The organism is Streptomyces sp. ALB3, from assembly GCF_044385685.1.
GTDB lineage: Bacteria > Actinomycetota > Actinomycetes > Streptomycetales > Streptomycetaceae > Streptomyces.
On record NZ_JBISCE010000046.1, the window covers coordinates 331,298 to 345,310 of the forward strand.

The following is a 14,013-nucleotide window of genomic DNA, read 5'->3' on the forward strand; positions in this document are numbered from 1 at the left end:
GCGCCTCATGAGCCCCGGTGGTGCCGGCGGTCACTCGCCGGTGGTGGTCCCGGTGGATCCGGCGGCGGCTCCCGCCGCGGTACCGGCCGCGGTGCCCGTCGTCGTTCCCTCCGTCGTCCCTCCCGAGTCGTCACCGGTCCCGCCGTCGTCACCGGTCCCGCCGTCGTCACCGGTCCCCCCGTCGTCACCGGTCCCGCCGTCCGTCGTCGTGCTGCCGTCGCTCGTACCCGGGTCCGGCGACGAGGGCGTCTCCGACGGCTCCTCGGTCGGCTCCGTCGGGTCGTTCGTCGGCTCCCACGTGGGCTCCTTGGTGGGCCAGTTCTGGCCGCCCGTGGAGGTGTCCGGCTCCTCGGTCTCCTGCGTCTTCTCGTCCGTCGGCTCCGGTGAGGAGGGTGTCGGGGAGGGGGTGGCCGAGGTGGAGGGCGTGGTCGGCGTCTTCTTCTCGCCGCCGCCGCCGTTCGCCGCCTGCATGGCGAACGCGACGCCCGCTCCGATCGCGATGATCGCGAGCAGGACGAACAGCCACATCTTGCCGCGACCGCCGCCGTTGCCGTGCCCGCCCGCGTACGCCCCGTCGTCCGGGTTCATGGGCGGGAGGATGGGGCCCTGCGAGGTCTCCCCGTGCATGGGGTGCCCCATCGCGGCCGTGCCACCGCCGATGTTCATCGCCGCCGTGTGACCACCGTCGTGCGTGTTGACCGGACCGGTGTTCCACGTACCCGTGTGCCCGCCCTGGACCTGCAGCATCTGCAGGCTGTACTGGACGAGGCCGCGCATCTCCTCGGCACTCTGGAACCGGTCGTCCGGGTCCTTCGCCAGGGAACGCATGACGAGCCCGTCCAGCTCCGGCGGGACGGCCCCGGCGACCTGGGACGGCGGGACCGGCATGTCCTGGACGTGCTGGTAGACGACGGAGAGCGGCGTCTCACCCGTGAACGGGGGGCGCAGTGCGAGCAGTTCGTAGAGCAGGCAGCCGGTGGCGTACAGGTCGGAGCGGTGGTCGACCGCCTTGCCGAGCGCCTGCTCGGGGGAGAGGTACTGGGGCGTGCCCATGACCATGCCGGTCTGGGTCATCGTCGACTGGGCGCCGTGCAGCGCGCGGGCGATGCCGAAGTCCATGACCTTGACCGCGCCGGAGTGCGTGATGATCACGTTCGCCGGCTTGATGTCACGGTGCACGATGCCGTGCTGGTGGGAGTACGCCAGGGCTTCCAGGACGCCCGAGACGATGATCAGCGCCTGCTCGGGCGGCGGAGCCTCGGCCTCGAGCAGCAGGTCACGGATGGTGTTGCCCTCGACGAGCTCCATGACGATGTACGGCACGGTCGACCCGCCCACGATGTCCTCGCCGGAGTCGTACACGGCGACGATCGCGTGGTGGTTGAGCCCCGCGACCGACTGCGCCTCACGCGTGAAGCGGGCCTTGGAGACCGGATCCTCGGCCAGATCGGAACGGAGCAGCTTCACCGCCACCGTGCGTCCCAGGCGGACGTCCTCCGCGGCGTAGACCTCGGCCATGCCGCCGCGGCCGAGCCGGTGGGTCATGCGGTAACGGCCGTCCCCGACCACACCGCCGACACCCCAGGAGTCGGTGCCATCCGAAACTCCGCCGCCGTTTGCTTCGGATTCGGGTGCCATCAGTCCTCGCCGTCGTTTCTGTCCGCGCGTCCGCGGGTTCTCACGGTGCCTTGCTGCATTGCCACGCCACGCTACAGCCTCTGTCCGACACACCGGTTCCGGAGTGACGGGCCATCCAATCGGCTCGCGCGCCGTCCGCGCAAATTCCATGCGCTTCCTGTAACGCTTCCGAGACGCTTCTTGTGCGTAGGGTCACGGAACGGGCACCCGGCTTGACGTGTCGTACCCCTCGGGCAGACTTGGCCCGTAATAGGGATGATCGCGTCCGCCGGGCGCCGAGGGGGAGCAAGTCATGAGCCACGACGGCGCACACGGCGCACAGGGGCGCTACGCGGGCGGTTCCGTGGCCGGAGGCCGCTACCAGCTGCGCGACCTGCTCGGCGAGGGCGGCATGGCTTCCGTCTACCTCGCGTACGACTCCGCCCTGGACCGCCAGGTCGCGATCAAGACGCTGCACACGGAGCTCGGGCGCGAGCAGTCGTTCCGCGAGCGGTTCCGGCGCGAGGCGCAGGCGGTCGCGAAGCTGCAGCACACCAACATCGTCTCGGTGTTCGACACGGGCGAGGACGAGCTCGGCGGCGCGCTGATGCCGTACATCGTCATGGAGTACGTCGAGGGGCAGCCGCTCGGCTCCGTGCTCCAGGCGGACATCCAGCAGTACGGCGCGATGCCGGCCGACAAGGCCCTCAAGGTGACGGCCGACGTGCTCGCCGCCCTGGAGACCAGCCACGAGATGGGCCTGGTCCACCGCGACATCAAGCCCGGCAACGTGATGATGACCAAGCGCGGCGTCGTCAAGGTGATGGACTTCGGCATCGCCCGCGCCATGCAGTCGGGCGTCACCTCCATGACCCAGACCGGCATGGTCGTGGGCACTCCGCAGTACCTCTCCCCCGAGCAGGCACTCGGCCGCGGCGTCGACGCTCGCTCCGACCTGTACTCGGTCGGCATCATGCTCTTCCAGCTGCTCACGGGCCGCATCCCGTTCGACGCGGACTCGCCGCTCGCCATCGCCTACGCGCATGTGCAGGAGGAGCCGGTCGCCCCGTCGAGCATCAACCGGTCGGTCACGCCCGCGATGGACGCCCTCGTCGCCCGCGCTCTGAAAAAGAACCCGAACGAGCGCTTCCCGAGCGCCGCGGCGATGCAGGACGAGATCGCGCGCGTACTCAACGCGAGCGGCCCGGCGGGCGCACCGGTCATCGTCGGCGGCGGCGCCCCGGCGAACAGCGGCTCGGGCGTCGGCTCGGCGGTCTTCCCGCCCGTCGACCAGGCCACGCCCGCACCGCAGGGCGTGCAGACGCCGTACCAGCCGCACCTCCACCAGCAGCACCTGCCCGGGCCCTACGGCGCACCGACGCCCGCCCCCACGCCTGGCTACGGCTACCCGCAGGCGGCTCAGCCCTACGGGACCACGGCGCACCCGGGGCAGCAGACGCCGCCGCCCTACACGATGTCGCCGCACACGCCGACGGGCTCCGGCGGCAGCGGTCCCGCCAAGCGCAACATGCCGGTCGTCGTCGGCTCGATCGTCGTCGCCCTGGTCGCGATCGGTGGCCTGATCACCTTTCTCAGCATGAACGGCGACTCGGAGAACGGTAAGGGCGGCGACCCCACCACCGGCGAGTCCACGGTGGCGGGTGAGCACAAGCCTCCGGAGCGGAACCGCACCATGGACGAGGAGGACTGCACCGACGCCACCGAGGACACGGACGACCCGGCGAAGGTGCAGGCACCGAACTTCGTCTACAAGGACATCATCTCCGCGAAGTCCTGCGCCGCCGCGGCCGGCTGGACGGTCAAGGTCATCGAGGTGGAGGGCAACACCTACGCCGAGGACCAGGTCATCGACCAGTTCCCGACCTCGGGCGCGGCCGTGGCGGAGCGGGGCGCCCACTTCGAGCTGCGCATCGCGACGGGCGACCCCGCCTGACCGGCTGCCCCTCAGCGGTCCGCCGCCCGCCTGTCGCAGGGGCTGAACCCGCGCGCGGCCGGGCTGCGGGTGTGCCGGCATTCTTCGGGATGCCGGACGTACCAGAGCGTGTGACGCTGATCTCATGCCATCAGGACTCCCGGCTTCACGGTCGTCACGGTGCGTCGCCTGTCTGATGACAGCGGTATGCGTGGCGATCGGACCCGCCGCCTGGGCACACGGGGAGGACCGTGCCGTGGCGTCCGCGCGGCCCGGGCACCTGGGGCCGGCGCGCCCCTCGACCACTCCCTCACCTGCGGTGAGTCCCTCGGCCGAGGAGTCGTCCCTGGCCGGACGGCAGGCCGGGGAGGGACGGGCGCGGCCCGGACGGCCGCTTTCTCCCCTGGAGGTGGCGGACTCCGAGGCCGCGGCGGACGAGGTCCCGCCGGACCCGGATCCCGCCGTGGCCCCGGACCCCGCCGTGGTGCCCGCTTTCACACCGCCGCCCGAGGCGTTCCCCGAGCCCGGCGAGGCAGCGCGGCAACGGCAGGCGTGGGACGACCCCGCGGCGCGGGAGGTGCGGGACGTGTCCCTGGGCAGCGGAATCGCGCTGGTCGGACTGGGGCTGGCGTTCTTCGCGATCCGCATGCGCCGCGCCGACTGAGCCGGCCGCCCGAACCGGCCTGCGGCGTGACTGCGGCCGACCGGCCCTGCCTCTCGCTCCGCCTTCCACGGACCGCCCCTCAGGCACCGTCCGAGCCGCCGGAGGGCTTGCACTCGTCTGCATACTGGGTATACATACTCAGTATGTCGATCCGTCACGGGCTGCTGGCCCTCCTGGAGCGGGGGCCTCGGTACGGCTCCCAGCTCCGTACCGAATTCGAGTCCCGCACGGGGTCCACCTGGCCGCTGAACGTCGGGCAGGTCTATACGACGCTCAGTCGTCTGGAGCGCGACGGCATGGTCACCCAGGACGGTGAGGACGATGCGGGGCACACGCTCTACTCCATCACCGAGGACGGACGGGCCGAACTGAGCAGCTGGTTCGAGACCCCCGTCGACCGCAGCAACCCGCCCCGCGACGAACTGGCGATCAAGCTCGCGATGGCGGTGGGAGCGCCCGGTGTCGACATCCGTGCGGTCATCCAGTCACAGCGCAGCCACACCTTGAAGGCCATGCAGGACTACACCCGGCTGAAGGCCCGAGCGCTCGCCGAGGTACCCGCCGACCGTGACGAGGTCGCCTGGCTGCTCGTGGTGGAGCAGCTGATCTTCCAGGCCGAAGCGGAGGCCCGCTGGCTGGACCACTGCGAGTCCCGCCTCGTCCGTCTCGCGGCGGCGGCGGCCACGGAACCTGCTTCCGGCTCCGCCTCCGGTACGGCCAAGCGCTCGGGGGCCGCGCACGCGACGGGCGCCCGGCCCCGGATCAGGCGCTGACACCGGGCGCACCTCCACCGGTCCGACCACCGCCACGGCTCCTGCCGACGGCGACCAGCCGGCCGGCGATGAGCTCCGGCCGCCGCTTCCCGCTCGCCGAAGCGCGTACGTCGTGCCTCGTCCGTCGCTGTGTCCTGCCGGCGACGTGCGCGCGTCGTGCCACACCCGTGCCTGTCTCCGTTTCCTGCTCGCCGAATCTCTCTCCCACTTGCCGTCCCGTCTCCCCAGGGGGAACAACCACCCATGTCCTCGTCCGCCTCCTCCACACCCGCCGGCCCGCCCGGGGACACACCCGTCCTCGAACTGCGGGGGCTCACCCGTACCCATGGTTCCGGCATCGCCGAGGTGCACGCCCTGCGCGGCATCAGCCTTTCCGTGCACGCGGGAGAACTCGTCGCCGTGATGGGGCCCTCAGGATCCGGCAAGTCCACCCTCCTCAGCCTCGCCGGGGGCCTCGACACGGCGACCGGCGGCCAGGTCTTCGTCGAGGGCCAGGACATCTCCGCACTCGGCCGGAGGGGCATCGCCGCCCTGCGCCGGCGCAGCGTCGGCTATGTGTTCCAGGACTACAACCTGATCCCGGCGCTGACCGCCGTGGAGAACATCGCCCTCCCCCGCGAGCTGGACGGCGTCGCCGTACGCAAGGCCCGCAAGGAGGCCCTCGCCGCACTGGAGGAGATGCGCCTCTCCGAGATCGCCGACCGCTTCCCGGACGAGATGTCCGGCGGACAGCAGCAGCGGGTCGCCATCGCACGGGCGCTCGTGGGTGACCGTCGGCTCGTGCTCGCTGACGAGCCGACCGGAGCACTCGACTCCGAGACCGGAGAGGCCGTCCTCGCCCTGCTGCGCAACCGCTGCGACCAGGGCGCGGCAGGGGTCATGGTGACGCACGAGCCCCGTTACGCGGCCTGGGCCGACCGGGTCGTCTTTCTCCGGGACGGGTCCGTCGTCGACCAGACGCTGTCGTCAGGCGCCGACTCGCTGCTGACCACCGAGGGTGCCAAGTGAGCGTGCTGACGGGGTGGAGAGCCGCCCTCCGGATCGCCAGGCGGGACGCCCTGCGGGCCAGGGGACGCAGTGCGCTCGTCGTCGCGATGATCGCCCTGCCCGTCCTCGGCGTGACCGCGGCGGACGTCACGTACCGCAGTTCGACGCCCACCACCGCTGAGAAGCTCACGGCCGGCATGGGGTCGGCGGACGCCGTGTTCAGCTCGGCCGGCATCGGGGCGGTCCCCGTCGAGCAGCTGCCCGACAGCACGCTCTGGGGGATACCGCCGGATTCATCGGAGTCGTCGGAGTCCTCGGGCTCGTCGGGCTCGTCGGGCTCGTCGGGCTCGTCGGGGAACGACGCGCCGGACCCCGTCGACATAGGAGCAGTCGTACCCCAGGGCTCTCGCTACCTCACCGAGCAGCCCGTGCCCGCCATGGTCACCACCCGGCACGGCATCACCGCCACCGAGATCGTCGAGCTGCGGACCGCCGACCCGGCGGTCCGCGGCAAGGTCGACCTGATCGACGGCGCCTACCCGGCCGGGAGGAACGAGGTCGTCGCCACGGAGCGCTTCCTGGAATCGACCGGACTGCACATCGGGTCGCGTACGACACTGCGTGGTCCGGACCTGACGTACACGATCACCGGCAGTGTCGAGCTGCCCGCCGATCTCGGCAAGAAGGCGCTGTACGCCGACCCCGGCACGGTGATCGCTCCCTGGAAGGCGGCGGCCGAGCGCGACGAGAGGATCACGCCGCCCCACGCGGATGACCGCACATGGCTGGTCGACGGCCCGGCCGGGACGGGCATCCGGTGGACGGATGTGCTCGCCGCCAACCGGCAAGGCGTCCTGGTCCTGTCGCGTCAGGTCGCCCTGGACCCGCCACCGGACTCGGAGGTCCCCTACCTGGCACACGACGGCATGACCTTCGGTGGCGGCTCGTCGGAGCTCAGCACCGCCGTCGTCACGGTCGTCTCCATGGCGGTCCTGGAGATCGTTCTGCTGGCGGGCCCCGCGTTCGCGGTCGGCGCGCGCCGCTCACGCCGGCAACTCGGCCTCGTCGGCGCCTGTGGCGGCGACCGCAGTCAGGTCAGGGCGGTGGTCCTGGCAGGCGGGGCCGTACTCGGCTCGGCGGGCGCCGTGGCCGGTGTGGTGGCGGGCCTGGGACTCACCGTCCTGTTCCGTCCACTGATCGAGGGCTGGACCGGGAGCCGCTTCGGCGCCTTCGAGATCCGGCCCTGGGAACTGCTGGCGATCGCCGCGACCGGCCTGATCACCGGCGTCCTCGCTGCCCTGGCCCCGGCGATCGTGGCCGGCCGGCAGTCCGTCCTCGAATCGCTCACCGGTCGCCGCGGCACACGGCGGAGTTCCCGCGTGCTCACGGTGGTGGGCTGCCTGGCCCTCGCCGCCGGTGTGGCCGTCGCCGTCCTCGGGGGCACCAGGGGCGATACGACACTGGTTGCCGGAGGCTCGGTCGTCGCCGAGTTGGGCGTACTGGCGTGCATCCCGGTGATCGTCGGGTCCCTCGGCCGTCTCGGCGCCAGGCTGCCGCTCTCGCCCCGGATGGCGCTGCGCGACGCCGCCCGCAACCGGGGCCGCACGGCTCCGGCGGTGGCCGCCGTGATGGCGGCGGTCGCGGGCACCGTGGCCATCGCCACCTACACGTCGAGCGTGATGGCGGAGCACGACTACGACCACCTCCCGGTTCTCACCCCCGGCACAGCGGCACTCGTGGCCTCCGACCCGTCGGCCGTGGACCAGCTGCCCCGGGCCCGGGCGGCCGCGGAGCAGCATCTTGCGTTCGCCGGGGGCCGCGCCGACATCGGACGGGTCTGGGCCGGCTCCGATTGCGCCGTCTACTACGAGGAGGAGAACGGCTGCGGCACGCTCGAACTCGTCAAGCCCGCCGGCGAGGGACACGACTGCCCGCTCCAGGGGGCAGGTGCCACCGAGCTCGCCGAAGGCCTGTCCGCCGGGGACCACAAGAGACTGATGAACACCCCGGCGTGCACGGACGAGTACGTCGCGGCGGCCGCCTTCCACACAGGCGAGAGCAAGATCATGGTGGGTGATGCCTCGCTCCTCACCTCGTACGTGAAGCTCGCCGACCCCGAGGCAGCCGAGGCACTCGCGGCGGGCACCCCCGTGCTCCTCAACCCGGCGTACGCGGAGAACGGCCAGGTCGTCGTCAAGGCCGTGCACACGTACAACGACAGAGACAAGGAGAACCGCAAGCTGCATCCGGGCAAGGCCAGGACCAGGACCACGACGGACCGCCTGAAGGTGTACGTCGCCCCCGCGAAGTTCGCCGCCACCCCCGGGATCCGCATGATCCTTCCGCGGAGCACGGCGAAGGAACTGGGCCTGCACACGGAGGACTACGGCAGCGTCCTCCCCGTCGCGCACACACCGACGGACGCCGAGCAGCAGGCGGTCTCGGCGGCGTTCGCACAGGCCGGTGACGGGGTCCACCTCCAGACGGAGAACGGTCCGCAGTCCCGCGACGAGGACGTCGTCCTTCTGGTCCTCGCCCTCTTCGCGGGCGTGGTGACCCTGGGCGCCGCCGCCATCACCACCGGTCTCGCGAAGGCCGACGCGGAGGCCGATCTCACCACGCTCAGCGCGGTGGGAGCACCGCCTGGCGTACGGCGCTCACTCTCCGGATTCCAGTGCGTGGTGGTCGCCCTCACGGGCGTGCTGCTCGGCACGGCGGCGGGCATCGTGCCGGCGGTGGCACTGCGTCTGGTGGACCTGCGGAAGGCGATGGCCGCCATGCGGGAACAGCCCATGGACTCCGCTTACACGCCCGTCGTGATGCCGTGGGAGACCATCGGTCTGCTGGCCCTGGCCGTGCCGGTGCTGGCAGGGCTGCTGGCCGCCGCGTTCGCCGGATCACGGCTTGCCCTGGCACGTCGAGCGGGATGACCGCCTGACACCGGGCGGAGGATGCCGGGGTGTCCGGGCGGCCTCCGTCGGAGGGTCGGCCCGTGGCGCCGTGGTGCCGTGGTGCTGCCACCCGGTGGCGCCCCGCCCGTGGCGCCGTGGTGCCCCGACCGTGGTTCCTTGGTGTCCGGACCATGGTGCCCGGCCACTGGCGCCCCGGTTGTGCTCCCGGACAAGGGTGATCATCCCTTTCCGGGGGCACCACCATGTGGTGAGGCCCGTGTGGGAGACAATGGCGTCATGGAGATGCCGAGGAATGAACGGTCGCAGGAGCACCCCCAAGTCCTCGTTGTGGGGCAGGACGGAATGGCTATCGGCGGCGGTGGCGGTGGCGGTGACGACGATGCGCGCGAGGTCCCGGTGACGGAGATGGTCGAACAGCCCGCGAAAGTCATGCGCATCGGCAGCATGATCAAGCAGCTTCTGGAGGAAGTCAGGGCGGCTCCTCTCGACGAGGCGAGCCGGGTCAGGCTCAAGGAGATCCACGCGAGCTCGGTCAAGGAGCTCGAGGACGGTCTGGCGCCGGAACTCGTGGAGGAGCTGGAACGGCTCTCGCTGCCGTTCACCGAGGAGTCCGTCCCTTCCGAGGCCGAGCTGCGGATCGCGCAGGCCCAGCTGGTCGGCTGGCTGGAGGGTCTTTTCCACGGTATTCAGACGGCACTGTTCGCCCAGCAGATGGCGGCCCGCGCTCAACTGGAGCAGATGCGCCGCGCGCTTCCTCCGGGTGTCGGCCAGGAGGACGAGGAAGGCGGCGTCGATCCGCACGGACCGGCACGCTCCGGCCCGTACCTGTAGTCCCGGCCCCTTACCTGTAGCTCCAGGTCACCCCGACCGCTGTACGCCCCCGGGGCCCGGCACACGCGACGTGTGCCGGGCCCCGGCGTCCATGCGGATGCTGACACGGCTTTCCCTGGCCGTGGGTGAGCCATCGGCACGGCTGTCCCGCAGACACGGACCGACGGGCATCCGTGGGCCGAGTGAAACGGGCAGGCGTCCGTTCGTCATGCGCTGCCTCGACACGGACAAGCGCCCACACGGCGCGACGCGGAGCGCGGGCACGGGTCGCAGAAGGGTGCGAACGCGTCGTGCGCGCCCGGACCGGTCGCGTCAGGCCTGCGGCGCGGCAAGCAGGATCTTGCCGACGTGGCTGCTGGACTCCATCAGCCGGTGCGCTTCTGCTGCCTCCGACATCGGCATGGTGCGCTCCACGACCGGCCGGACGACGCCGTCGGCGATCAGCGGCCAGACGTGCTCGCGTACCGCCGCGATGATCGCGGCCTTCTCCGCGAGCGGCCGCGCGCGCAGCGACGTGGCCGTGACGGCGGCCCGCTTGCTCAGCAGGGCGCCCAGGTTCAGTTCCCCCTTGGCGCCGCCCTGGAGCCCGATGATGGCGAGGCGGCCGTTCACAGCCAGGGCCCGGACGTTCCTGTCCAGGTACTTCGCACCGACGATGTCGAGGATGACGTCCGCTCCCGCGCCGTCGGTCGCCTTGCGCAGTTCCTCGACGAAGTCCTGTTCGCGGTAGTCGATCAGGATGTCGGCACCCAGTTCCTGACAGCGCGCCAGCTTCTCGGAGCTTCCCGCAGTCACCGCGACGCGTGCGCCGACAGCCTTGGCGAGCTGGATCGCCATGGTGCCGATACCGCTGGAACCGCCGTGCACCAGAAGAGTCTCAGCGGGGCGGAGGTGAGCCACCATGAAGACGTTGGACCAGACCGTCGCCGTGACCTCGGGCAGTGCCGCGGCTTCGACGAGGCCGACACCGTCGGGCACGGGCAGCAACTGGCCGGCGGGCACGGCGACCTTCTGCGCGTATCCACCGCCCGCGAGCAGTCCGCACACCTCGTCACCCACGGACCATCCGGTCACACCTGGGCCGCGGGCCGCGACGCGGCCCGCGCATTCCAGACCCGGGTAGGGGGAGGCACCGGCCGGGGGGTTGTAGAACCCCTGCCGCTGCAGGACGTCGGCCCGGTTGACCGCACTGGACGCGACCTCGACGAGGACTTCACCCTCGCCTGGTACGGGATCGGGGACCTCGGCCCATACGAGCGCTTCGGGGCCGCCGGGTTCGGGGATCGTGATCGCATACATGGCCGCGAGGCTACTCCCTGCGAGGACCCCGACGGGGTTGGGCCTGTCCGCGTCGTGTCCGGCCGGGGCTCCTAGGGGCGCTGGTGGGGCTGCTGCGGATGGTTCGTCGGCGACGTGTGCAGCGGTGAGGCACGCACGATCGTGATCACTCGGTCCGTCAGCTGCAGCGGACTGGCCGCCGGATCGTCGTAACCGAGCAGCCGGTGACCACGCAGGACGCTGACCACCAGGTCATCGGTCTCGCGGACGTTCTTGCCCACCTCGGCCTTTATCACCGGCCGTTCGATGAGGTCGAGCCCACTGCCCTGCTGGATGAGGTCCTCCATGACCGTGCCCGCGCTGGGACTGAGGACCGACAAGCCGAGCAGCCTGCCCGCCGCGCTCGCGCTCGTGATCACGGCATCGGCGCCGGACTGCCGAAGCAGTGGCGCGTTCTCCTCCTCTCGCACGGCAGCCACGATCTTGGCTCCACGGTTGAGCTGACGTGCGGTGAGGGCGACCAGTACGGCGGTGTCGTCGCGCTGAGTCGCAATAATGATCTGACGGGCCTTCTGAACCTCGGCCCGCAACAGCACATCGCTGCGCGTCGCGTCGCCCAGTACCCCGACGAAGCCCTCGGCGTTGGCCGCTTCGATCACCTTGCCGGCCGGGTCGACGATGACGATCTGGTCCTTTTTCAGGCCGGTGGCATGAAGCGTCTGGATGGCCGAGCGGCCCTTCGTCCCGAAGCCGACGACCACGGTGTGTTCACGCAAGTTGGTTCTCCAACGGTTCAGCCGGAAGTCCTCCCGGGTCCGCTCCGTCAGGACCTCGAGAGTGGTGCCGACCAGGATGATGAGGAAGAGCACGCGCAACGGCGTCACCAGCACCACGTTGACGAGCCGGGCCGGGTCGCTGTACGGGACGATGTCGCCATAGCCGGTCGTCGACAACGTCACCGTCGCGTAGTAGACGGCGTCGAGGAAGTCGACCTTGTTGTCGGCGTTGTCGTGGTAGCCGTCCCGGTCCGCCCAGACGATGAAGACCGTGGTGGCCAGCACCGTGAGAGCCATCGCCAGCCGCTTGGCCACTTGGCGCAGGGGTCTGTCGACCACCCGTCGGGGCAGGAGCACCCGAGTCGGTACGACGTGTTCTTCGGCCTGCCTGGCCATCGCGTCGTGGCCGGGAAGTTTCACGTGAAACACCCTTCCGTCCACGGCGACGCCGAGGCCCACGGTAGTTCGAGGATCTCCACCTCGGTGCCGGACCGTACCCCGCCCGGCGGCACCACGGCCAGCCCGTCCGCGGCGGCGATCCCACGCAGCATGGCGGGGCCGTTGTAGTGGAGGGGCTTGACACTGTCATCGCGGTGGACCACAGGGATCAGCCGGGTGTCGTGCGGGTGCCCCTGTACCTCCTCGTGAACAGCCGCCCGGTAAGGCTCCCGGTCAGGCCTGCCGGCGATTCCCCTGACCAGCGGCTCGGCCAGGGTCAGCAGTCCGGAGACCGCGGCGAGCGGGTTGCCGGGCAGTCCCACCAGGCAGGGGCCGCCCCCGGCGAGTTGCGCCAGGAGCATGGGATGGCCCGGTCGCACGGCCACCCCGTCGATCAGCAACTCGGCCCCGATCTCGGCCAGGACCGGGTGGACATGGTCCACCGGACCGCCAGCTGTCCCGCCCGTGGTGAGGATCAGATCCGCGTCTGAGGAGACGATCGCCCGCCGAAGCGCTCCGGCATCGTCGCCGAGTCTCCGGGGCTGGGCGACCTCCGCCCCCAGGGCACGGAGCCAGGGAGCCAGCATCGGCCCGAGCGCGTCCCGGATCAGCCCTTCTCGCGGGAGTCCCGCCGTAAGGAGCTCATCTCCGAGGACGAGGACATCCACCCGGGGCCGGGGTACGGCGACGAGAGCGTCGTACCCCGCAGCAGCCGCCAGTCCGAGCACTGGCGGAGTCACCACTGTCCCCCTGGGCAGGAGCTCGTCACCGGACCGGCACTCCTGACCCCGGGGCCGGATGTCCTGACCCGGTACGACTTCGCGGGTGGCGTGCAACATCCCCCTCGCCTCATCGAAGCGGGCATGCTCGCTGCGGATCACGGCTGTTGCGTCCACCGGCAGGCGGGCCCCTGTGGCGATACGCAGGGCCTGCCCGTCCGGAAGCGGCTCTGTGGAACCACGCCCGGCCAGTAGCCCTTCCCCTTTCCGTACGCTCCACGGTCCCGGTCCGGCGACGACCCAGCCATCCATGGCGGAGGTGTCGAACGAGGGAAGATCAGTGAGCGCGACAACGGCCTCGGCCAGGACGTGGCCGAGAGCCCGTTCCAGCGGCAGTCGGTGGGCGGCCGACGGGACGGTACGGCCGATTCGTTCGGCCAGGGCACGCGCCCCCGCCCAGGTGGTGGCTCCGGCGCGATGGGCATGCGGAGTAAGCGGTGAGCCAGGGTGCGGCGACGGCCCGCGACGGCCGGAAGCACCCGAGGCCAAGGCGCCTGCGCCCCTGTGACCTGCCGTCTTGTCACCAGTCGCCCTGTCGCCTACAGCCTGGTCACCTGCGGCCTTGTCACCCCCGGTCTTGTCACCCCCGGTCTCGTCACCTGCGGCTCTGCCACCTGCGGCAGAGGCACCGCAAACCGAGGCCCCTGCGGCAGAGGCACCGGTGATCGGGACTCCTTCGGCAGAGAACCCGGTGGTCGGGACTCCTTCGGCAGGGGTACCTGCCACCGGGTGAGCTGCGGGCCGGAGGTCTGGCGCCGGGGAATCAGGCGTCCGGGCACTCGGTGTCGAACCAGTGGCGGGCGCCGGGGGCTCCGACCGCGGCGCGTCCGGCGCGGGGCCGCCCGAGGCAGGGGCTGCGCGCGTCCCTGGCTCTGCCGTTGCCGGCTCAGAGGACGCAGCCAACGCGCCGGACCGGCCCGTTGGAGCATGTGCGGCCATGGACTGACGCCCTACGAGCGCCAGCGCCTGCTCGACAGCGCGCTCCTCCTCCGCCGCCCGCTCCGCCTCGGCCGCCCGCTCTTCCT

Annotated in this window: 10 protein-coding genes; 6 read left to right on the plus strand and 4 right to left on the minus strand. The window is 71.3% G+C overall.

The window, feature by feature from the left end:
* Positions 1-30: 30 nt before the first annotated feature.
* Complete coding sequence (locus tag ACHFIV_RS31510) at positions 31-1,638, minus strand: protein kinase domain-containing protein (protein ID WP_398976062.1); 1,608 nt, start codon at positions 1,636-1,638, stop codon at positions 31-33.
* Between the two features lie 292 nt (positions 1,639-1,930).
* On the opposite strand from ACHFIV_RS31510, the gene ACHFIV_RS31515 reads away from it, so the two are divergent.
* The 6 genes from ACHFIV_RS31515 (at position 1,931) to ACHFIV_RS31540 (ending at position 9,717) form a co-directional block, all read left to right on the plus strand.
* Positions 1,931-3,571, plus strand: coding sequence for a protein kinase domain-containing protein (locus ACHFIV_RS31515; protein WP_398976064.1), 1,641 nt, complete (start codon positions 1,931-1,933; stop codon positions 3,569-3,571).
* A gap of 190 nt (positions 3,572-3,761) precedes the next feature.
* Entirely contained in the window at positions 3,762-4,214 is a 453-nt protein-coding gene (locus ACHFIV_RS31520) for a hypothetical protein (RefSeq protein ID WP_398976066.1), read from the plus strand.
* 143 nt (positions 4,215-4,357) lie between these two features.
* Positions 4,358-4,987: a PadR family transcriptional regulator gene (locus tag ACHFIV_RS31525; protein ID WP_398976068.1), complete on the plus strand. Its 630-nt coding sequence runs from the start codon at positions 4,358-4,360 to the stop codon at positions 4,985-4,987.
* A 243-nt stretch (positions 4,988-5,230) separates the two neighbouring features.
* A complete protein-coding gene (locus ACHFIV_RS31530; protein WP_398976069.1) occupies positions 5,231-5,995 on the plus strand; it encodes an ABC transporter ATP-binding protein in 765 nt (254 codons plus the stop codon).
* The gene (locus ACHFIV_RS31535) at positions 5,992-8,904 is read left to right on the plus strand and encodes an FtsX-like permease family protein (protein ID WP_398976071.1); all 2,913 of its coding nucleotides are present in this window, start codon (positions 5,992-5,994) and stop codon (positions 8,902-8,904) included. Before ACHFIV_RS31530 ends, ACHFIV_RS31535 begins: the two co-directional genes overlap by 4 nt.
* A gap of 258 nt (positions 8,905-9,162) precedes the next feature.
* The gene (locus ACHFIV_RS31540) at positions 9,163-9,717 is read left to right on the plus strand and encodes a bacterial proteasome activator family protein (protein WP_398976073.1); all 555 of its coding nucleotides are present in this window, start codon (positions 9,163-9,165) and stop codon (positions 9,715-9,717) included.
* 312 nt (positions 9,718-10,029) lie between these two features.
* Here the strand turns inward: ACHFIV_RS31540 and ACHFIV_RS31545 are convergent, their stop codons facing one another.
* The 3 genes from ACHFIV_RS31545 to ACHFIV_RS31555 all read right to left on the minus strand — a co-directional run bounded on the left by ACHFIV_RS31545 (position 10,030) and on the right by ACHFIV_RS31555 (position 13,654).
* Positions 10,030-11,016: an NAD(P)H-quinone oxidoreductase gene (locus ACHFIV_RS31545; protein ID WP_398976075.1), complete on the minus strand. Its 987-nt coding sequence runs from the start codon at positions 11,014-11,016 to the stop codon at positions 10,030-10,032.
* Between the two features lie 71 nt (positions 11,017-11,087).
* Positions 11,088-12,230 (minus strand): potassium channel family protein, encoded by a 1,143-nt coding sequence (locus ACHFIV_RS31550; protein ID WP_398976077.1) that lies wholly within the window; start codon positions 12,228-12,230, stop codon positions 11,088-11,090.
* Positions 12,188-13,654: a molybdopterin molybdotransferase MoeA gene (locus ACHFIV_RS31555; RefSeq protein ID WP_458575939.1), complete on the minus strand. Its 1,467-nt coding sequence runs from the start codon at positions 13,652-13,654 to the stop codon at positions 12,188-12,190. The genes ACHFIV_RS31550 and ACHFIV_RS31555 overlap by 43 nt, the downstream gene beginning before the upstream one ends.
* Positions 13,655-14,013 lie beyond the last annotated feature (359 nt).